Annotated in this window: 18 protein-coding genes and 1 pseudogene; 9 read left to right on the forward strand and 10 right to left on the reverse strand. The window is 58.5% G+C overall.

Features of this window, described 5'->3' with window-relative positions:
• The first annotated feature begins 15 nt into the window (after positions 1-15).
• Together ABIC16_RS19790 and ABIC16_RS19795 are read left to right on the forward strand one after the other, a co-directional pair.
• On the forward strand, positions 16-567 hold the full coding sequence (locus ABIC16_RS19790; protein WP_354292569.1) for a TetR/AcrR family transcriptional regulator: 552 nt from the start codon (positions 16-18) through the stop codon (positions 565-567).
• A gap of 1,050 nt (positions 568-1,617) precedes the next feature.
• A pseudogene (locus tag ABIC16_RS19795) lies at positions 1,618-1,845 on the forward strand (transposase); the annotation flags it as partial.
• Between the two features lie 163 nt (positions 1,846-2,008).
• Here the strand turns inward: ABIC16_RS19795 and ABIC16_RS19800 are convergent.
• The 5 genes from ABIC16_RS19800 to ABIC16_RS19820 all read right to left on the reverse strand — a co-directional run bounded on the left by ABIC16_RS19800 (position 2,009) and on the right by ABIC16_RS19820 (position 5,068).
• The gene (locus tag ABIC16_RS19800; protein WP_354292570.1) at positions 2,009-2,473 is read right to left on the reverse strand and encodes a hypothetical protein; all 465 of its coding nucleotides are present in this window, start codon (positions 2,471-2,473) and stop codon (positions 2,009-2,011) included.
• A gap of 325 nt (positions 2,474-2,798) precedes the next feature.
• Complete coding sequence (locus tag ABIC16_RS19805; RefSeq protein WP_354292571.1) at positions 2,799-3,278, reverse strand: hypothetical protein; 480 nt, start codon at positions 3,276-3,278, stop codon at positions 2,799-2,801.
• A gap of 461 nt (positions 3,279-3,739) precedes the next feature.
• Positions 3,740-4,033 carry a hypothetical protein gene (locus tag ABIC16_RS19810; RefSeq protein WP_354292572.1) on the reverse strand — a complete coding sequence of 98 codons (294 nt, stop codon included), beginning with the start codon at positions 4,031-4,033 and terminating at the stop codon, positions 3,740-3,742.
• 162 nt (positions 4,034-4,195) lie between these two features.
• On the reverse strand, positions 4,196-4,651 hold the full coding sequence (locus ABIC16_RS19815; RefSeq protein WP_354292573.1) for a hypothetical protein: 456 nt from the start codon (positions 4,649-4,651) through the stop codon (positions 4,196-4,198).
• 201 nt (positions 4,652-4,852) lie between these two features.
• Positions 4,853-5,068, reverse strand: a complete 216-nt coding sequence (locus ABIC16_RS19820; RefSeq protein ID WP_354292574.1) for a hypothetical protein — start codon at positions 5,066-5,068, stop codon at positions 4,853-4,855.
• Positions 5,069-5,246: 178 nt separating this feature from the next.
• On the opposite strand from ABIC16_RS19820, the gene ABIC16_RS19825 reads away from it, so the two are divergent.
• Entirely contained in the window at positions 5,247-5,744 is a 498-nt protein-coding gene (locus tag ABIC16_RS19825; RefSeq protein WP_354292575.1) for a Ros/MucR family transcriptional regulator, read from the forward strand.
• A gap of 330 nt (positions 5,745-6,074) precedes the next feature.
• A complete protein-coding gene (locus ABIC16_RS19830; RefSeq protein WP_354292576.1) occupies positions 6,075-8,468 on the forward strand; it encodes a bifunctional diguanylate cyclase/phosphodiesterase in 2,394 nt (797 codons plus the stop codon).
• Positions 8,469-8,768: 300 nt separating this feature from the next.
• On the opposite strand, the gene ABIC16_RS19835 is transcribed toward ABIC16_RS19830, so the two are convergent.
• From ABIC16_RS19835 to ABIC16_RS19845, 3 genes are all read right to left on the reverse strand, one after another.
• Positions 8,769-11,192 (reverse strand): hybrid sensor histidine kinase/response regulator, encoded by a 2,424-nt coding sequence (locus ABIC16_RS19835; protein WP_354292577.1) that lies wholly within the window; start codon positions 11,190-11,192, stop codon positions 8,769-8,771.
• 301 nt (positions 11,193-11,493) lie between these two features.
• Positions 11,494-12,582, reverse strand: coding sequence for an NAD(P)H-dependent flavin oxidoreductase (locus tag ABIC16_RS19840; RefSeq protein WP_354292578.1), 1,089 nt, complete (start codon positions 12,580-12,582; stop codon positions 11,494-11,496).
• A 271-nt stretch (positions 12,583-12,853) separates the two neighbouring features.
• Positions 12,854-13,831 (reverse strand): alpha/beta fold hydrolase, encoded by a 978-nt coding sequence (locus ABIC16_RS19845; RefSeq protein WP_354292579.1) that lies wholly within the window; start codon positions 13,829-13,831, stop codon positions 12,854-12,856.
• Between the two features lie 441 nt (positions 13,832-14,272).
• Between ABIC16_RS19845 and rpsU the strand changes: the two genes are divergently transcribed.
• The 3 genes from rpsU (at position 14,273) to ABIC16_RS19860 (ending at position 15,310) form a co-directional block, all read left to right on the forward strand.
• The gene (gene rpsU / locus ABIC16_RS19850) at positions 14,273-14,473 is read left to right on the forward strand and encodes a 30S ribosomal protein S21 (RefSeq protein ID WP_354292580.1); all 201 of its coding nucleotides are present in this window, start codon (positions 14,273-14,275) and stop codon (positions 14,471-14,473) included.
• Positions 14,474-14,598: 125 nt separating this feature from the next.
• Positions 14,599-14,763 (forward strand): DUF5818 domain-containing protein, encoded by a 165-nt coding sequence (locus ABIC16_RS19855; protein WP_502958365.1) that lies wholly within the window; start codon positions 14,599-14,601, stop codon positions 14,761-14,763.
• Positions 14,764-14,968: 205 nt separating this feature from the next.
• The gene (locus tag ABIC16_RS19860; protein WP_354292581.1) at positions 14,969-15,310 is read left to right on the forward strand and encodes a hypothetical protein; all 342 of its coding nucleotides are present in this window, start codon (positions 14,969-14,971) and stop codon (positions 15,308-15,310) included.
• A gap of 265 nt (positions 15,311-15,575) precedes the next feature.
• Here the strand turns inward: ABIC16_RS19860 and ABIC16_RS19865 are convergent, their stop codons facing one another.
• The gene (locus ABIC16_RS19865; RefSeq protein ID WP_354283661.1) at positions 15,576-15,974 is read right to left on the reverse strand and encodes a VOC family protein; all 399 of its coding nucleotides are present in this window, start codon (positions 15,972-15,974) and stop codon (positions 15,576-15,578) included.
• 324 nt (positions 15,975-16,298) lie between these two features.
• Between ABIC16_RS19865 and ABIC16_RS19870 the strand changes: the two genes are divergently transcribed.
• Together ABIC16_RS19870 and ABIC16_RS19875 are read left to right on the forward strand one after the other, a co-directional pair.
• Positions 16,299-17,207 (forward strand): LysR family transcriptional regulator, encoded by a 909-nt coding sequence (locus ABIC16_RS19870; RefSeq protein WP_130327342.1) that lies wholly within the window; start codon positions 16,299-16,301, stop codon positions 17,205-17,207.
• Between the two features lie 100 nt (positions 17,208-17,307).
• Complete coding sequence (locus ABIC16_RS19875; protein ID WP_354283659.1) at positions 17,308-18,198, forward strand: NAD-dependent epimerase/dehydratase family protein; 891 nt, start codon at positions 17,308-17,310, stop codon at positions 18,196-18,198.
• A 105-nt stretch (positions 18,199-18,303) separates the two neighbouring features.
• Here ABIC16_RS19875 and ABIC16_RS19880 read toward each other — a convergent pair.
• Positions 18,304-19,147: helix-turn-helix transcriptional regulator (locus ABIC16_RS19880; protein ID WP_354292582.1), on the reverse strand; the 844-nt coding region annotated here is incomplete at its 5' end.

Raw genomic sequence — 19,147 nt, forward strand, 5'->3', positions numbered from 1 at the left:
GTCAAGATGAGGCTTATGCGCGCCGACGCCCAGAAGAATTACAGCCACTTGCTGACCGTCGCGCGCGGCGTGATTGCCGAGCAGGGTGCGGATGCATCGCTGCGCGATATCGCCAGACGAGCGGACGTAGGGTTAGCCACGCTCTATCGGCATTTTCCAACGCGCGAGGCGCTGCTGGAGGCGCTGCTGCGCACCAGCCTTGATGAGTTGACGCGCAAAGCTGCTGATCTTGGGAACGGCATGGCGCCTGCTAAAGCCTTGGCTCTATGGCTCCCTGACGCCGTCGCCTTCGTGCGGAGCTACAACGGCGTTGTTGCCGTGATGGCGGCTGCGTTGGATGACGCCGACTCTGCGCTTCACGCCTCTTGCACCAGCTTGCGGGCCGCGGGGGCGCGTCTACTCGAACGGGCTCAGGTAGACGGAACCGCACGCCCGGATTTTGATGGAATTGATCTTTTCGGGATTATCGGCGCGCTGGGCTGGCTTGGCGATCAACCCGCCTTCGCTTCGCGCGCTGATCACTTGGTTGATATCGTCGCTCAAGCGATCCTGCAAAACCAGGAGTAGAAGCAAACACCCCTACGGGCGTTCCGATTGAACGGCTGTATGGATCACCGGCGCATTCTCACAGAGGAACCCACAGCGGGACAGTCGCCCGTGCAATCGGACAGAGAGCCGTCCGGGGCACCCCCTTTCCCAAAATCTGTTCCCGATTGCTCTTTCCCGAAATGGCTAATCGGAGACGGAAAAACGGGAACGATTGCGCTTAACGAATGGCCGTTATCGGGAGCCCGGATCGCCAGCCTGAACGTCCGGGTGTGGGCGAAGGCACCCTGCCCTACAGCTTCCGGCCAGACCCACAAGTGGACATACAAGTGCCCTTTCCTGCCTCCCACTTTCGGACATTCGTTCATCCGGTTGGACGGCAGTTTTTGGGCGTTTAGATTAGCCGCCTGTAGGACCTAAACTGGTGGAGAGCGGTCGTTCGCATGCTCATTCCCGCACTGCTATTTGTAATTTGGTTTGGGAGCATTCCTCAAATCAAGCGGTATATGAATGACATAAAGACCGGACCGTCAGAGGCGCGTGCAAACGCTGATCGCGCAAAGGCTGATGCACACGAGGAAGCCGAATAGACGGCAATGTCCGTAAGTGGGCGTAAGCGGTCATTCAACGCGATCGGCTCCGGAACGTCCGGAATTGGTGGCTAGCTGACGTTCCCGGCCCCCGGCGAAAAGGGCGGACTGTCGCCGACCACAACCCTTTGGACGGCATAAAACTCACGCGGGATGCAGGTAGCTATGCGGTAAAGGACATCATCTGCCTCTTTCCCGAACCAGAAAAAAACGTCGCCGTCTTCCCTATGCTCGACGTAGATCGGCGCGAAACCGTGTGCTTCGAATAGTCGCGCAGCATCATTCGCGCGTTCTAACCTCACCCTGACACGTCCGCCAATGCGCTTCTGCGAGGGTGGCCTATCGTTACTTGGCGGCGTCATCTTACGATATTGTGCGGAAATTGGACCGTCTGCAACTGAGCGATTGTGTTGAAAAAGTCGGCCTTGCCGTAGTGTCGGTGGTCTGATTCGATCTTCGCAAGGTGAGCGGAGACGGGCCGATGATGGGCGAGCGGACGGTAGCGCAGGAAGCGCTGTTCTACAGCTTCAGTCTGGAGCGGCATGTGCCGGTGGACCACATGCTGCGCTCGATCGACCGGTTCGTGGACCTGTCGGGCATCCGCGACCATCTCAAGCCGTTCTACAGCGAGATGGGACGGCCATCGATCGACCCCGAGCTGATGATCCGCATGCTCATCATCGGCTACTGCATGGGGATCCGTTCCGAATGCCTCGATGCTCGTGAGGACGCTGGCTGCGATCTGCCCGTCGGAAAGCCTAACGAGACCGTCGCTCTTGACCACGGTATGCGCTCCAAGCCGGTACTCCCCGTCGGGACAGCCCCCCAACACAGTAGGCAAGGGCTGCCACTCCTACGGCCGCAACGAAAGATTACTTTTTAATAGAGAGACTATACAGGTAATTTCGACGTTCCTCAGATCCATATTTGTATTTCTTTAAATCATGCCTTTGACTTTTGCTTAGAAGAAACTGCTTGTACCCCTTTTGCAACAAGCAATTTTCTACTGCATCTACCTGGATATTTTGCACCTCCCGCATGCTTCTATCTGGCTGGGTTATAAGTATTGAGTTACGCCACTTATCAACACTGGCTCCTCCCATATCCGCCTGATTTATCGCTTCATCTGCTGTGCGAAATCCTCTTAGAAACTTCTTAGCGGGCTCATCTTTGGAAACATCGCGATAATACCCAACCTTAGCACATTCTACGGCATCTTTTTTGTATACTTCATAGGTTATATCTTTTTTACTCCAACTTATTACTTCCGCATCTTTCCCATAACAGGGGCTGCAAACGATAAGAATACAAGTAGCAGCAGCATGGCGGTAAATCATGAAAATTCCGATACTAAATGCAATCTATGATTTGGTATATAAAGGGGGATGTAAATTCTATCAAAAGGGGGGCGAACTTGCGCAGCGTCGCATATCTGTCGTCGGCGATGACGAGCGGATCCTGTTCCACCAGATCCGCAATCTCGCCCACCTGGGGTCGGTACATAGAACGGGCCCAGATATACGCTAAGCGCCGACAGGTCTGCTTGGGTGTCCGAAAACACCCGTTTGTCGCACAGTGGGGATCGAGGCCGGGTTTTCCACACATCTGACCGCTGAACGTCGCAATGTGGTGGAAACCGGACGTTTGGGTGCGCGCGGTCTCTCAGTAGGCGTTGGGCGAGACGCCCGGTAAGCGGCAGAGGTGCGCGAAAGCGGCGATTGTCCCGGCGTCGTCTGACCCATGGCTTTGGAAGTCGACGTTGAGCTCACGGGACACGAAGTTCTGACCCCATCCCATACCGCTCACCCGTTGTAGGAATAGCGCAAACGCCGCAGAATTGGGGGCAGCCCATAGGAAATAACTGCGGCCTTGAGCCCGGAGTGGGTATGCCCACGTTCCAGATAACTTAAGGGCCGGTGATGTTCCCGATTTCACAATCGCACCACCGGCGGGATAGACCTCTACGGCAAAGTCCCATGCGCCTTTGTGAATTGACTGACATGTGGCGTTGATCCGATCTCCTTTGGGAGAGACCGTACGGAGGTAGTAGCCTCCAGTGGTCGCACGAATGCTGAAGACATCAAAAAGACGTGGATTGTCTTGAGCACTGAGCGGCGATGGCAGCAGTGCTATCAGCGCCATTCCCACCGCTATCGACAACAAACGTCCCATGTGACTCGCCTCCGTAGCGGCACGGTACTCGGATGCGTAATGTCTGCAAATGGGCGAGAGCCGACGGGTCGCTTTAATCCAACGTCGATCGCCAGCGGGAACGGGGAAAGTGGTGGAGAGCGGTCGTTCACATGCTATAGGGTTTGAATGGATAGCTACCTTCCGCTGTTGCTCATTCCCGCCCTGCTACTTGTCATTTGGTTTGGGAGCATTCCTCAAATCAAGCGGTATATGAATGACATAAAGACAGGACCGTCAGAGGCGCGTGCAAACGCTGATCGCGCAAAGGCTGATGCACACGAGGAAGCCGAATAGACGGCAATGTCCGTAAGTGGGCGTTTCCGGACCGTCCGCTTCAGAGCCCCAAGCGGACAGTCGGCTTTCGGCCTCGGTGTTCGCGTTCGTCGCGGCCGAACGTCGCAATCTGGTGGTTAGCTGCCGTTCGAGATCGCCTCGTCGGTAGGAACCGTTTCCGTCTTCTCGATCAAGCGGCCCTGCGGCACGTCACTGGCGACCAAACCAGTTTTCGCCATCAGCCACAGCCTCCAAAGCAGAAAGGCCATCCATCCAACCGCGATCGCGACGCCCGGAATGCGCCACCAGTTCCCAAAAAGCGGAGTAGCGAATAGCGGGAACGCACCAGCAACATATAGCAGCTTGCCCGCGTAGAGGCTTCCGGACTGAACCTCGTCGACCCAGATGCGAAACCGCTGATAGAGTGTCATGAAGCCCCCTGTGGAGCCAAGCCTAGCACGTCCGGCTATGTCCGCAATTGGGCGGGAGCCGTCCGGCTGCTTTTCTTCCCGATAGCCGCCGGTCGGCTTCCGGGCGATCTGATCGGCACGGATGCGTCGGAAAGGCTTGAGGTGGTGGGAAGCGGTCGTTGCTTATGGGCGTTGCGCAGGCCGATCCACACCTGCAATTCGGTTATTCAACCTGTAAAAAACGTACACTGAGTCGTGCCCGACTTGCTTGAGCGATACCGACTGCGGCGGGATGTTGCGGCCAAAGGAAAGGAACAATGGATAGCTAGAGGGGTCATAAACCACGTGACATCCGGCCCTATCTATCTCGACTCCGAGGAAGTGCGGGGTGACCGCTGATACACCATGTTTTTGACGCTCCAGCGTATAGCTTACGCTTGATGACCTGAAATGAATGGCTCCGCTTCGCAGTTCCAGCGTGCCACAATCATCATTCTGGTAGGTTCCATCAGCGTAGCTCGCCGAAATAGGCGGAAGCGGGTGAAGCAGCGAATAAACGCCGACCATCATAACACCGATGACGACCAGCACTGCTGCCACAGCACCCATTCTATTTCGAAACGCGTCGGCTGCATCCATAGTGCCTTTGTGGCCAACTCGCGGCTTTGGTCAATGTCCACAATTGGGCGCTAGCCGCCCGGCTGCTTTCTAGGACGGGAAGACCCATACCCGGACATTCAGACGCCCTTCTCTACCTGTCACATTCGGACATTCGTTCATTTGGTTGAACGGCGGTTCTTCGGCACCTAAATTAGCCCACGGAACGTCCTAAGCTCGTGGTTAGCTGCCGTGCCGCACGCGATAATCTGAACAGAACTCGTGCAGAGCTCTGCGGAGAAAGTGAATGCCCTCCCGCGAATAGCTCTCGGCTCCAGCATCGTCTTCAAGACCGGCCAAAGCGTTCAAAAACAGCGCATAATTCTCTTGCGGCGTGCTATCAAAATAGGACTTTTCCGCCACTAAACCGCCTCCCTGACGCGCCGATGCATAGGCCAATCGCAACCATGACAATCCCTCTCAATGTCCACAATTGGGCGAGAGTGGCTGGGCAAAAAAGCCAACCTAAATCGGCTTTCGGATGTTTTAGGAACGACTGACAATCAACTGGAAAGGTTGTGATGTTCAGGATGTGTTTACAATGTCCTCGCTACCCCCCCTTTGAAAGGAATTCCAATTGACTGATGAAACTACGAACACTGTTGAGCTTGCGGCCGAATTGACGATGGCATGGCTGTCGAACCCGAATACGCGCACGTCGGCGGAGGATGTCCCGGCATTCTTGAGGTCGATGCATGACGCAGTGATCGGTCTTTCGGCTGTGCCGGCAGAAGCTGCCGCTGAGGAAGCCGCTCCTGATTTTACTGCTGCGGTCACTGCGCGGAAGTCGCTGGCAAATCCGGATGTCATTATTTCGATGATCGACGGAAAGCCCTACAAGACGCTTACGCGGCATCTTTCTACCAACGGCCTGACGCCCGCTGAATATCGTGCGCGCTATGGTTTGAAGGACGATTACCCCATGACTGCACCGTCCTACTCGGCAATGCGTCGTGATATGGCGAAGAAGATTGGTCTGGGTAGAAAGCCGGGGCAGAAAGCTTCTGCCAAGTCCGAGGCCCCTGCATCGACCACGAAGCGTGGTCGGCCCCCAAAGGTAGCCGAGCCTGCTTAACCGACAGGCGGCGAGCATGGCGGTCTTGTTCGCCGCCACTAGGCTCCGCCCTAATGCGGATAATCTTCCGGTATTAGGCGCTAACCGCCGGTCCGCTCTGCGGCCGACAAGACCCATAAGTGGACATTCACTTGCACTTCACCGCCTCCCACCTTTGGACATTCGTTCATCTGGTTAAGGGGCGTTTTTTGGACGTCTTGATCAGCCGCCTTTACCACCTAAACGGGCGGGCAGCCGTCCGTACGCATTTGGCCGCAAGGGGAAATTAGCTGATTTGCAGGTTAGCCCTGCATCACGGTTTCGTTAAGATATTCACGTTATCTCGGCTAGATGCCCGCCTCTTTGCTCGCCGTCATTCACTGTATTTATGGGATGCACGACACTCGTTTGATGATCGTTGCTGCCCTCGTCTGCGCGACTGGTATCTACGCTTCTTTCGCGATTGGCCACCATGCCGCCCGTGCTAGTGGCTCCGCCAAAACTAGCTGGGGTCTGGTCAGCATCGTCGCGAGCGGAAGCACCGCTTGGGCAACACACTTTATTGTCCTGCTCGCGTTCAAGCCAGGGATGCCCGCCGCGTTTGAGCCCGTGTTAACAGCCATATCGTTGACCTGCGCAATCGTCGGCATTGGCGCCGGTGTGTGGATATCAATCCGCTCACGCCAGCAATGGCAGCAATTTATCGCAGGGCTGATCGTGGGTGTTGGCGTGACAATGCTGCACTATGTCGGGCAAGCGGCGTATCTTGTTCAGGGCACGGTCGCTTGGGATCTGGGCTTGGTGGTCCCCTCAGTCATCCTAAGCCTTCCCGTTTCCGGCTTCGCAATGGTGGCGGTAGGAAGCCGGAATAGGCGGATACGCTCCACCGCGGCACCGCTGCTACTGCTGTCGATCGGCGTACTTCATTTCTGTGGCATGGCGGCCATGACCCTTAACTCAAATGCGGCGGTGAAATTCCCTGAGAACGCTGTTTCTCCCCAAGCGATAACGCCCGTTGTCGCAGGTGTATCGCTTGCTCTTATTGTGTTGGCCGTATTTGGCTGGCGGTTTGATCTTGCGGCGAAAGTTCGCCTGCGACAGGATAGGCGGCGGCTTCGCGAGCTGGCTGATGTTGCGCTTGAAGGGCTGCTGATCTGCCAAGATGACGTGATCGTCACCGCAAACGACAGCATCGAGTTTCTATCCGGGCACGAACCAGGTGCTTTGACCGGGCTTGCGGTCAGCTCCCTGCTCCCCGGCCTCGACGTATCAAGCATGCCAGAACGCGAAGAGCGCGAGATTGATCTGATCAGCGTCGAAGGCAAGCACGTGCCAGTCCGCGTTCTTCGGCGTGAGGTTGGACTGGGACACAAAATCCAGACCGTTATAGCCGTCAGGGATCAGCGCGAGCGTCTGAAGACAGAAGCCAAGATGCGGTTGCTTGCGTTTACGGATTCGCTAACCGGCCTAGACAATCGAACGCGCTTCTTTGATCATCTCGCGCTACACACCGCATCGCGTCGCAACCGTGATCGGTCCTGCGCAGTGCTGATGCTCGATCTGGATCGTTTTAAAGCTGTCAACGACACCCTCGGTCACCCAGCGGGAGACATCGTGCTTGGCATGGTTGCAGATCGCTTGCGGTCGACCCTGCGCGATAACGATATCATCGCGCGGCTTGGCGGCGACGAGTTTGCGATCCTACAGTTGACTACCGACGAGGCCGATGCAGCCGCAGCGCTGGCAACACGCATCGTTGATATCGTCGGCTCACGCCCATTCATGCTTAACGGGCAAGCGATCCACCTGGGGGCAAGCGTCGGCATAGCAATCGCACCAGACGACGGTGACGATCCAGCAGAGATAATGCGTAATGCCGACCTCGCTCTCTATGCTGCAAAAGCAAGCGGTCGGGGAGCCTTTCGACGGTACGATGTCTCGCTTAATGAGCAGATGCGCGAGCGTCGGGCCATTGAGACGGGGCTTCGGCTGGCGCTCGCCGAAGGGCAGTTGGAGCTTTATTATCAGCCATTGGTCGACGCCAGGACGGGCAGTATCACCTCAGCTGAGGCTCTGGTGCGTTGGAATCACCCCGACCGCGGCTTGGTGCAACCGAGCGATTTTATTGGCATCGCCGAAGAAACTGGTCTTATCGTTCCGCTCGGTAACTGGGTAATGAGGACAGCTTGCACCGAAGCGGCGACATGGCCGGGGAGCATGAGCGTCGCGATCAATCTGTCGCCAGCTCAGTTCCGCGATCACTCGTTAGTTTCTCACATTGTGCAAGCCTTTCAGGCTAGTAGTCTGGCTCCAGAGCGTCTGGAACTGGAAGTGACCGAAGGCGTCCTTTTGTCTGATGAGACCGGCACCCTTGAAACGCTGAACCAGCTTAAGGCACTGGGAGTCAGCATTTCGATGGACGATTTCGGCACCGGCTATTCGTCGCTCAGCTACTTACGCAAGTTTCCTTTTAACAAAATCAAGATTGATCAGTCGTTTGTACGCCAGGTCCCTGACGATGCAGAGAGTTCGGCCATTGTCCAAGCCATCATCACCATGGCTAAGTGCCTCGGCATGTCCACGACCGTTGAAGGTGTCGAGACGCCAGAGCAGTTCGACTTCTCAGTCGCAGCCGGCTGCGACACGATCCAAGGCTACCTAATCGGACGACCAGTCTCTCGTGCCGATCTTGCCGTACTAGTTGCTGCCAAGTGCAAGGCTGAAGGTCTTTCAACAGCGGCCTGAACGTTTTGTCCCGTAAATGACTAAGAGGCAGAAAAACGTCCGCTTGTTAGATACAGCATCTCTGGAAAGGATTTCCGACTTTGGACGTAACCGCTGCGAAACGCGAGTTTCCAAAGACCCAATTGCCGTCATTCAGGCGCCATGCTGCGTTTCCCGGAAGCTGCCGCTCATTCAGCTACTGCTTCGCCCGAAACCGGCCTGCTGGACTCCTAAGTGTACGTGATCACCCACAAGGGAAGGCGGGCCCGTCGGTCGAGGGGAGCACGGGGATCGACGACCCCGCGAGCGCGGAGCGTCTGATCAAAGGCTACGCTTCCGTCGGTCGGAAACCTTGCGCAGCGCACGGGAAAGCTCATCGATCGAATATGGCTTGTGCAGCAACTCGAAGCCGTCGGTCCCATTCTTGGCAAGAACGTTGCTATAGCCGCTGGTCAGAATGATCGGCAGCGCCGGGTATTTACGTCGAAGCTCCTGGGCCAACTCAACTCCTGACATGCCAGGCATCACGACATCGGAGAAGACGACGTCGAACCGCTCTCCATTCGTCCCGAGCTCCACAAGAGCGCTGGGGCCGTCCATCGCCAGAACGGTCTCGTAGCCAAGTTCACCCAAAGCCGCCGTAGCGAACGTACCCACCTCAACGTTATCTTCGACGACGAGGATGCAGGCCCCCTCTCCAATTGTTTGCACCGCTTCATTGTTAACGGCTGTTTCTAGGGCTTCCGGCTCCACCGCGCGCGGCAGGTATAGCGTGAAGGTTGCTCCATGACCTACCGTGCTCTCCACGACAACGTCGCCCCCGGATTGCTTCGCGAACCCAAATACCTGGCTCAGGCCGAGGCCCGTCCCCTCACCGACTCTCTTGGTCGTGAAGAAGGGTTCAAAAATACGGTCGATCTTGTCCTCGGGGATCCCGGTGCCGCTATCGGTGATTGAGATGGTAATAAATTCGCCGGGAACAGCAGGATGGGTCCGCAGGGCCGGCATCCCCGTGACCTGTGCAACCGCGATCGTTAGCTTGCCTTCTCCCGACATGGCATCACGAGCATTCACTGCCATGTTGACGATCGAGGTATCGAACTGGCTTCGATCTGCATTGATGAAACAGCGGCGTTCGCCAAGCTCGGTGGCTATGGTGATCCTTGATCCCGCCAGTGTACCGACCATGCCCGCCAACGCGCGTATGCTATCGCCGACGTCGAACACCTCCGGCTTGAGCGCCTGACGCCTAGCGAACGCCAACAGTTGGCTCGTCAGCTTCGTCGCACGGTCCGCCGTCTCAGCAATGGCGCTGACGTAGCGTTCACGCTTCTCGTCCGACAAACCGGGCCTGCGTAGCAAATCCACAGAACCGCGGATCACCGTGAGCAAATTGTTGAAGTCGTGTGCCACGCCCCCGGTCAGCTGTCCCACCGCCTCGACCTTCTGCGCCTGGCGAAGCTGTTCCTCGGCTCGCCGAAGCGCCTTCGCGGCTTCCTGGGCTTCGGTAACGTCGCGGCCGGTAGCGTAGATTAGATCATGAGCTGGAGCGGCAACCCAAGAGATCGTGCGAAGCGAACCGTCCTTGTGGCGGTATCGGTTCTCCAGCGCCGGCTGCACACTAGAGGTGGCAGCGCTGTAGGCTTTCACCGTCTTCGTGTGATCCTCGGGCAGCACGAACTCGTTGACGTGATGGCCTACCAGCTCTTCAGGGCTGTACCCGAGGATGACGCTCCATGCGGGGTTCACCTTTCGGAACACGCCTTCGAAGTCGATCACCAACAGTAGGTCGGGAGATGTCTCCCACATCCTGTCGCGTTCTGCGGTCCGTAGCGTGACGTCGGTTGCCAGTTGTTCGTTTCGATCCCGGAGCTCAGTCTCAAGACGTTTGCGCTCCGTGACATCCGAAGCGGCGCCAAACCACTCGGTGATTCCGCCATCTGCGTCGAACAGCGGCATCGCCCGCGACAGCGTCCAGCCAGTACCGCCGTCCGCACGGCGGACGCGATGTTCCAGATTGAATAGCGACTTGCCCTCGATTGCCTCTCGGATCGCCGCCTGAATGAGAGAATGCTGGTCGGCAGGAATATTCTCTGCCAGCCAGTTCGGATTGGCGGTGCTGGTGTCGGCGAGAAACGATCCGCCGGACAGTTGTCGCATCTCGCCCCAGTCAGCGCTCATCGAGTAGAGCACCTCGGACGAGGCAGTCACGAGAGCGCCCAGCCGCGCTTCGCTGGCCCGGAATGCCGCGTTCTCGACCGCAAGCCGCCTGTTGCTCTCCTGCAGCATTCGTTCCGCTGCCACCCGGCGTGTCGTCTCGGTCACTACCAGGAAGATGCCAGCGACCTCCCCTTCATCATCATACAAAGGGCTGTGACAATGGGTGAAGTAGGCGTCCTCCGGCATACCGGACCGGTCAGGCGTGTACCGCGCATCCTCGACGAAGTAGGATCCGCCTGCGAGCACCTTGTCGAAGATGGGGGTCAGCTGATCCCACATCTCCCCCCACCATTCACGCGCGGGTCGCCCAAGATTGCCGGGATGCTTACGCCCCAGGCTGGGCGCGTAGGCATCGTTGTATACAGTGATCAGCTCCTGCCCCCAGTGGAGCATCATCGGAAACTCGGAGCCAAGGACGATACGGACTGCGCATGCCAGCGACACGGGCCACTTCTCCACTGGCCCGAGCGGATTACTCACCCAATCAATCGTCCGCAGCAACGCGCCAGCCTCACCGCCGCCCATCAGGCAGGATCGTCGATCATCCATGAGGCAAAGCTACTCGTGTTAAACGGTATGTGTTTAAGACGACGGTAGCTGCTCGCCCGCGTATCAGAAAGATTTCTTTGCACGCATGCTTGTAAGAACCCCGGCTGGCCGGCGGCACGATGGATCGACAAACAGCCGTTAGGACCCATTCCTGGCCATCCACGACCCATTTTTTGTGTTCCAACTTCGGCCATTGGTTCATCTCGACCGTACGGCCCTATTCCGTACGCTGGACGGCCTACTTAGAAGGCTTCGAGTGGGGAAACGGCCATTCCGATCAAGGAACGTTGCAACGCTCCACCGAGCCTCTCATCCGTCGCAATTCAAATTCCTCTCGCAGCACCCTGACCAAGGCTGCTGCCGGCATGGCACGAGAAAGCGGCGCACCTTGCCCTGCCCATTGCGCCCCGAAACCGTGCTCGCCTTGCGCCTTGGCAGCCGCGTGCAAGGCCTTTCCCGCATCATAGGCGATAGGATAATCAGGCGGCCGGCGTTCATCGACCAACTGACTCAGAGCCGTGAACCGGTTGGCCAGCGCACGCGCGGGTCGACCAGAAATAAGCGAAGTAAGGACGGTGTGGTAAGCGCCCTCACCGGTAAGGGCCGCCCGGTATGCATCGTCTGCGGCCGATTCCGGGCACGCGACAAAGGCAGTTCCCAGTTGCGCTGCCGATGCGCCCAGGTCGAGCGCCGCGGCAATGCCGGCGCCGTCCATTATCCCGCCAGCTGCGATGACCGGTAGGTTGGTCTTGCGCACGAGGAGTCGGGTCAGCGCGAACATGCCGAGCGCGTCGTCGGGCGCGGTGGGGTCGAAGACACCCCGATGCCCGCCAGCCTCGATCCCCTGCGCGACCACCGCGTCGATCCCCGCCGCTTCGATCGCGTGGGCTTCGTCGAGGCTGGTTGCGGTCGCCATGAGGTAGATACCGCGCACTCGCAACGCCGAGAGCACGTCGGTGGACGGCAACCCGAAGTGGAAGCTGACCACTGGCGGCGCGAGGTCGAGCAGTACCGCCACCATGTCGGGATCATCCGCGAAGCTCTTGTAGATGGTCCTGAGTGCCGTCGGGGGTTCTGCGCCGAACTCGGCGAACAGCGGGGCAAGCCAATCCAACCATTGCGCTTCCCGTGCGAGATCGGCCTTTGCGCCAGCGTGGACGAAGACGTTGACGTTGAACGCGCGGGTCGTGCGGCTGCGCACCTCCTCGATCATCGCCCGTGCGCCGGCGGCGTCGGTCGCGCCCACGCCGATCGACCCCAAGGCTCCTGCCTCGGATACGGCTGCCGCCAACGAAGGTGTGGCGACCCCCGCCATCGGCGCTTGGATGAAGGGCACCGAGAGTTCGAACCGATTGATGAGAGACATACCTACGGGACCCAACCGTTAACGATGGTCCGCTTATGACTACGCCAGCTCCTTAAGTGAATGGCGCCAGGTGGGCGGACGCGGATCCTCTGCCCTTCAACCTCTACGACTCACATCCGGTCATTCCCGGCTTATTTTTGGCTCCCCACCTTCCGCCATCGATTCATGTTGGCGGCGGAGGAAGTGCTGACCCGCGGGCCTGCCCGCTACCCGCCACCTTTCCTTAGAAGTAAGCGAATTTTTGGAAAGCCGCTACTAGCCTCCCGTTGCGTCAGCGATGACCAGTTACGATCAAATTGGCCAAGACGGCGGGCTGTTCGACATGCACGAAATGACCTGCGTCGGGTACGGTGACGATCTTGCCTCGGGCTTGCTGGACCGCGGCGAGCTCCTGGGGACTCGTGACATGGTCGCCGTCTCCCCGCACCAACAGCATCGGTTTCTTCCATTGTGCGATTGACGACAGCATCGGTTTCCGGGTCGATGGTTCCGTCAGCAAAGCTTTGCCGGGAACTGCACCTTGCGACCAGCGGGCTTCCGGCAAATCTGACGTCGCAGCGAGCCGGGAAAAGATGTCGCGGTTTTTGGTGGCGCGAACGTAAAGGTCCTGGCGACGCTCGCCTAACGCCGCCAGAGTTCGATCCATCGTCTCGATGAACTCGTCGTCGAACGGGGTTGCCGGATCGGCCAGTCGTTCCGCTCGAACGGCCGCGGCGACATCGTGACCGTTGAGCGATTGCGCCGCTGCCGAGCAGAGCCAACGAAACGAACTGGCTAGATCGATCGAAGGGCATTCCAGTATCAGCCGTTCCACCCGCTGCGGATGGGCCAGTCCATAGCGAAGGGCGACCATACCGCCGAAGCTGTGCCCTAGTACCTGCCAACGGGAGATCGCCAACGCGGACCGGATCGCCTCGAAGTCGGCGATGAGGTCATCCACTGTCACCTTTGCTCTCGCAGGCAGGGGGGAGGATCGCAGAACGCCGCGTTGATCCACGCTGATCAAGCGCACCTGATTTTGAAGCGGGCCTTTCATATACTGTTCGAAGTCGAGCGCTCCGATGCCCGGCCCGCCATGGACATAGAGGAGTGCGGGTGCATCGCGTGGTCCGCTGTCGTCAATCCAAAGCTGCCTGCCGTTGATGGACAGAAGCCTGCCGGAATGAGTGGCCTTAGCCAAAGCCGCTGGCGCGAAGGCGCTTACAGCCATGATGCCGGCAATTGTCTGGATCAGCTTTCGACGTTTCATATCCAGCGCTCCTTTGCTGCGACCGGAATACTAGGGGTTGCATGGTTTCTGACGCAACGTCGGCTGAACCGGCTACCGTCGCAGGAGCGCATTCCATATGAGAACCGATGGCGAGAGTGGGTGGCGTCTAGCGCATTGATGCCCCGCTAGGAGCCGTTTTTTGAAACCGTCCCCAGTTGGCCTTTCCGGAAGCCGTACCGCATAGACGGAGTTGCGAAGACGTAAGGCACTTTCAGACACGGCGTTTTGGGAAGGCGGCCAAGACCCAGAAGGCGACGTCCAGCTGTGCTTTTACGATCCCCAACTTCAGACATCTGTTCACGTTGCCGATCCACGTTAATGATAGGCACCGGTACGGCGCATCCGGTCTTGGCTTGAAGGGCCCCGGACCATAGAGCGAGCTGCGTCTTCGGCGCTAAACGACATCTTGAGAAAGCCAGCATGCAGATCATCGTACGTGACAACAACGTGGATCAGGCACTTCGCTTCCTGAAGAAGAAGCTGCAGCGCGAAGGGGTCTATCGCGAACTGAAGCTCCGGAAGCACTACGAGAAGCCTTCGGAGAAGCGCGCCCGTCAGCATGCCGCCGCCATCCGTCGCGCGAAAAAGGCTGATCGCAAGCGCGCCGAGAAGGACGGCTGATCAGCCGCGCACGTAAAGCCGATCGCAAGCGCCATGAACATGATCGCTAATCCAATTCTAAAGGTCGCATCAGGATCGGGAAGCTCGGTATTAAAATTGGAACCCGTATCGACGAAACCGGCACTTTGTTTCGGGATGGGGGCGCCTTCTACCTGCGACGCGACGCAGGCGGACGCTATGAACTTGAACTGCAGCGTACGCCTGTGGACCTAGTTGAGAAGCGGGTAAGGCTGATCGGCACACTTGTCGGTGCCGAACTGGTCAGCGCGGACGGGGTCGCACCGGCATAACGTTAGCGCGGGTTTTCTGGTTTTCGAGGTTGCGCACTCGGCTAATATGCCGCTTGCGACTGAAGCGGCACGTTGACCCAATCCCGGTCACGCGCAGTGCGATGCCCACTTCTCGGAAGCGGACTCTCGTTCACATTTATCTCCAACGTACCAAAGCGTTGTTAATTTAGGAAAATCGTAACACCTCCTTGCCGAGATACCGGCCATGGATCAGGAAGAAATTTCAACTGAACGCACCGGCTGGAGATACATTCCTGCGGGTACCGAGTGCGAGCGCGACGGCTGCAATCTTCCTGCCTGTAACGTGCACCATACGCTGCGGCCGTCATACAACGACATGGTGACGGGGCCGGATGGCATACAGGTCGCGCGGCGAAATCAGCGACATTTGATCCAACATCTCTGCGACACACATCACCACGCCGAGGGACACAATCTCTTCTCTGATAGCGGAAAGTGGCCGACTGGTTTCGGCACCGAAGAAGCGCCCTTCAAACGCAACTGCCCAAAAGTTGAAGCTTTGATCGCCGCACGCCTCCAGGCGTAGGCTTTTGATCAGCTCCCGAGAACAGCCCAGCATCCAGAAAGCCTATCGGCGCGATGGTTCAAACGGCGTTGGAGGAAGGACCCACAACCGGTCATTCCGGATGCCCTACCCGCTTCCCAGCTTCTGCCATTCGTTCAGTTCGCAATTGGGAGCATACTTAGCCGAGCTGGCCGACCGGTTGTCCGGCATTCGGAGGAAAGCGGACATTCGCGCGATCGCAAAATCCGGGTCCGCTAGGGTCAAAAGCGGACCCGTGCCGGACAGATCAGGCAGGGAAATGAATTCCGCATAGTTTGTTGCCGTCTGGGTCGCGAAAATAGGCAAGTTCGACTGTCCCCAGCGATGCCGTATTACGCGGGCCGGGCGGGGCTTCGATCGAGGTGCCACCGTTGGTGACCGCGGTATCATGAAGCTGCTTCACTTGTTCAAGCGAGTTGCACGAAAAGGCGACGGTGCTGCCGTTGGCGACGCTTGCCGGTTCGTCGTTAATCGGCTGGCTGACGATGAAATTGGTTCCGTTGCCATTATTATAGATCAGCCGTGTATGGCCGCTGTCGGCAATGTTCCGCGTCCCTTCGCCTGCCCCCAAAGTGGCGAGCACCGTGTCGTAGAAGCGCTTCGACCGTTCAATATCGTTCGATCCGACCATTGTGTGAAAAAGCATGCGGGCTCTCCTTGCGGCTGATCGACTTCCGATCGCCACTAGCCTTCTCACCTAACCGGCCGTTAGGACGCGGTCACCCCCGGGTCGTCGAAATGTCCGCGATTGGGCGAGGGCAGCCGCCTTGTCCTTCCGCCGAGGAGACCCATTTGTGGACGTTTGCGAGCTATTCCCGGCTGCCCAACTTCAGCCGTTCGTTCATATCGCAGCGAACACAGCAACGGGGACTGGCTTCCGCCCCCGGTAGGCCGTTCTCTTACAGAAGGGCGGGATCAAGATTATTTCCGATCGCTTTCCCGGCTGACCTCATTCTCCTATGGCTCTCGAATGAATGTAGCGGGCTTTGACCTGAATCTGCTAAAGGCGTTCGATGCCCTGTATGCGGAGCGCCACGTAACACGTGCTGGCCAGCGCATCGGCCTAAGCCAATCTGCCATGAGCGGTGCACTCACCAGATTGCGCGAGGTGTTCGACGATGAATTGTTCGTACGGTCGCCAACGGGGATGCTGCCGACACCGCGGGCTGATGATATAGCAGGCCCGATCTCATCTTCGCTCCAGCTCATGCAATCGGTCTTGCAAGATGATGGCTTCGATCCTGCGTTAGCCGATCACATCGTGACGATCGCAATGACTGACTACGCTGCCTTTGTCCTATTACCTCCCCTGCTGGCACGGCTGGCGGTTGAGGCGCCTCGTCTTGAGCTGCGGATCCGCGGCATTTTCGGCAAGGATGAAGTCGTCGACCTCCTCGACAGTGGCGAGGCAAGCCTTGCACTCAGCGTCCCCGTCGACACTTCGGCACGCATTATGACACGCCTGCTCCTTCGGGAAGGCTTTGCCTGCATTGCGCGCCCCGGCCATCCAGCCTTTGCAAAAGATGCCGACATCGAGACGTTCGCGGCGGCCCCCCATCTCCTGGTATCGCCGGAGGGGGACCGCACAGGGGTGGTGGACCGTAAGCTCGCCGTGCTCGGGCTGACGCGCCGCGTCGTGCTAAGCCTGCCGCAGTTCCTGGTTGCCCCGTTCGTCGTCGCCGAGACCGATCTCATCGCTACGCTCGCTTCGCGGGTCGCCAAGCGGTTCGCTGCGGCCAGTTTGGGCATCGTCGTCCATGAGCCACCGATCGCGGTGTCCGACTTTTCGCTAGCGATGATGTGGCATCGTCGGGTGGATGATCACCCGGCCACGGTATGGCTGCGCGACTGTATTGCCCGGATCGCAGCGTCGGCCTGACGTCATCGACCAAACCGATCATACCGTATCACTTCTCGTGATTTCACGCAGGCCCACCGTTCCGCTCTAGTTCTTGGCATAGAGCTAATGAGGTGCTGACATGCGTGTTTTGGTAACGGGGGCTACGGGATTGATCGGTGGTGCGGTCGCACGTCGATTGGCCACGGCGGGGCACGACGTCGTCGGGCTAGCGCGTTCAGAGGCAAGCGCGGCCAAGCTGAATGGCATGGCCTATCAGGCAGCCTATGGTGATCTGGAGGATGCAGATAGCATCGTCAACGCGGTCCACAGCGTCGACGCCGTCGTTCACGCCGCATCGCCGAACGACCAGAATAGTGCGGCCTATGATCAGGTCGCAGTTCGAGCGATCCTCGATGCGTTGCGCGGCACGACCAAGCGCTTTTTGTATACGAGCGGCTGCTTCTTGTACGGTGCCACCGGCGATACGGCCGCGACCGAGCACAGCCCATTGCATCCACTCGAGATGGTGCGCTTCCGCCAGAGGCTCGAGGCTGAAATTCTCGAAGCTGCTGCAGGTGGCGTGCACGGCATCATTCTCCGTCCTGCCTGGGTGTATGGCAATCATGCTTGGACCACGATGATGATGTTCAGCTCAGCCCAGGAGCATGGGGCTGCGCGCTACGTCGGCAACGGCCAGAATCGTTGGACGTGCATCCATGCCGACGATCTAGCGGACCTTTATCTGCTCGCGCTCGAGAAGGCGCCTGCCGCATCGATCTACAACGGGGCTCACGGCGCCGCTATTCCGCTGATCGAAATTGCACGGGCCGCCAGCGAGGGAGCAGGTGCCGGGGGCCAGTTAGCGGAATGGCCACTGGAGGAAGCTCGGCAGGTGCTAGGAAGCTTCGCGGATGCGATCGCATGCGATCAGGTAGTCTCCGGCCAACGCGCCGTGCTCGAGCTTGGTTGGCGCCCGTCGCGGCATTCGATCGTCGATGAACTACGCTCCTATGCGCAGCCTCCGGCGTGACCGCAGATCGTTTCAAGATCTGAAAGGACGAACGATACCATGGTTTCCAACCGGATTTCATGCTCCAGCTCGCCTCCGTACTCCTTGGTGTTCGAACTTCTGGTTCTAAGGCCTAGGCGCGGACAGCAAGCTGCGAGGTTGCTTCCCGGCCCTGCGTGGCGAATGACCGGTGATACGCTTGAAAGCAGCCCCGAATGCGCTCTCCGATTCATAACCTACCGAAGCCGCAACGGCAGGCAGCGACATGCCGGTGCTAATTAGAAGTTCTGACGCCAGCATCATGCGCCAGCGGGTCAGATAGGCCATTGGCGTTGCGCCAGTGACCCTCTCAAAGTGCGAGGCGAAGCTTGATCGCGACATTCCCGCCGCCCGGGCCATGTCGCCAATCGACCAATGACGTGCGACGTCGTTATGCACCGCGGCCATGGCATGCCGTAAATTGGGATGAGCAAGCGCTGCTAACCAGCCACTGGTAGACTGACCGCTTTTCAGATGTTCACGTAGAGCCTCGACCAGTAGTGCTTGAGCAAGATGGCCCGCCAGAAGAGCACTGCCTGGCTGAGGATCGCTCAATTCGATCATCAGACGTCGCATCCCGGTCAGTAATGCCTCTCGGCCTGCACCAGGACCGACGTGGATCATCGCTGGAATGGCGTCGAGCAGCGTTTTGGCTTGGACCCCGCCAAGCCCAAAAAAGCCGCCTAGCCCGCGACATTCGCCACCTCCGTTCAGGACGACGATCTGCCCGGCCCGTACACTTGTCATCAGAGCAAACGCATCAACCGGTATTGCCGCGTCGGAGGATTGGAGCACCGCTCCCCCTACCGTCATCAGCGCCACGTCGCCGGCGACTAGCGATATTGGCGCGGACTTGCCCGCGACCTGCAATTGGCAGGCCCCCGTCTCGATACCAAAACAGCGGATCCCTTGCGCGGGCTCAAAGGCGAGT

The organism is Sphingomonas sp. PvP055 (assembly GCF_040546365.1).
Taxonomy (GTDB): domain Bacteria; phylum Pseudomonadota; class Alphaproteobacteria; order Sphingomonadales; family Sphingomonadaceae; genus Sphingomonas; species Sphingomonas echinoides_A.

Excerpts from the sequence above, each read along its gene's own strand:
- ABIC16_RS19860 (WP_354292581.1), top strand. The coding sequence starts at position 14,969 with ATGGATCAGGAAGAAATTTCAACTGAACGCACCGGCTGGAGATACATT.
- ABIC16_RS19870 (WP_130327342.1), top strand. The coding sequence starts at position 16,299 with ATGAATGTAGCGGGCTTTGACCTGAATCTGCTAAAGGCGTTCGATGCC.
- ABIC16_RS19815 (WP_354292573.1), bottom strand. The coding sequence starts at position 4,651 with ATGGATGCAGCCGACGCGTTTCGAAATAGAATGGGTGCTGTGGCAGCA.
- ABIC16_RS19830 (WP_354292576.1), top strand. The coding sequence starts at position 6,075 with ATGCCCGCCTCTTTGCTCGCCGTCATTCACTGTATTTATGGGATGCAC.
- ABIC16_RS19865 (WP_354283661.1), bottom strand. The coding sequence starts at position 15,974 with ATGCTTTTTCACACAATGGTCGGATCGAACGATATTGAACGGTCGAAG.
- rpsU (WP_354292580.1), top strand. The coding sequence starts at position 14,273 with ATGCAGATCATCGTACGTGACAACAACGTGGATCAGGCACTTCGCTTC.
- ABIC16_RS19790 (WP_354292569.1), top strand. The coding sequence starts at position 16 with ATGCGCGCCGACGCCCAGAAGAATTACAGCCACTTGCTGACCGTCGCG.
- ABIC16_RS19800 (WP_354292570.1), bottom strand. The coding sequence starts at position 2,473 with ATGATTTACCGCCATGCTGCTGCTACTTGTATTCTTATCGTTTGCAGC.
- ABIC16_RS19805 (WP_354292571.1), bottom strand. The coding sequence starts at position 3,278 with ATGGCGCTGATAGCACTGCTGCCATCGCCGCTCAGTGCTCAAGACAAT.
- ABIC16_RS19810 (WP_354292572.1), bottom strand. The coding sequence starts at position 4,033 with ATGACACTCTATCAGCGGTTTCGCATCTGGGTCGACGAGGTTCAGTCC.
- ABIC16_RS19845 (WP_354292579.1), bottom strand. The coding sequence starts at position 13,831 with ATGAAACGTCGAAAGCTGATCCAGACAATTGCCGGCATCATGGCTGTA.
- ABIC16_RS19835 (WP_354292577.1), bottom strand. The coding sequence starts at position 11,192 with ATGGGCGGCGGTGAGGCTGGCGCGTTGCTGCGGACGATTGATTGGGTG.
- ABIC16_RS19840 (WP_354292578.1), bottom strand. The coding sequence starts at position 12,582 with ATGTCTCTCATCAATCGGTTCGAACTCTCGGTGCCCTTCATCCAAGCG.
- ABIC16_RS19875 (WP_354283659.1), top strand. The coding sequence starts at position 17,308 with ATGCGTGTTTTGGTAACGGGGGCTACGGGATTGATCGGTGGTGCGGTC.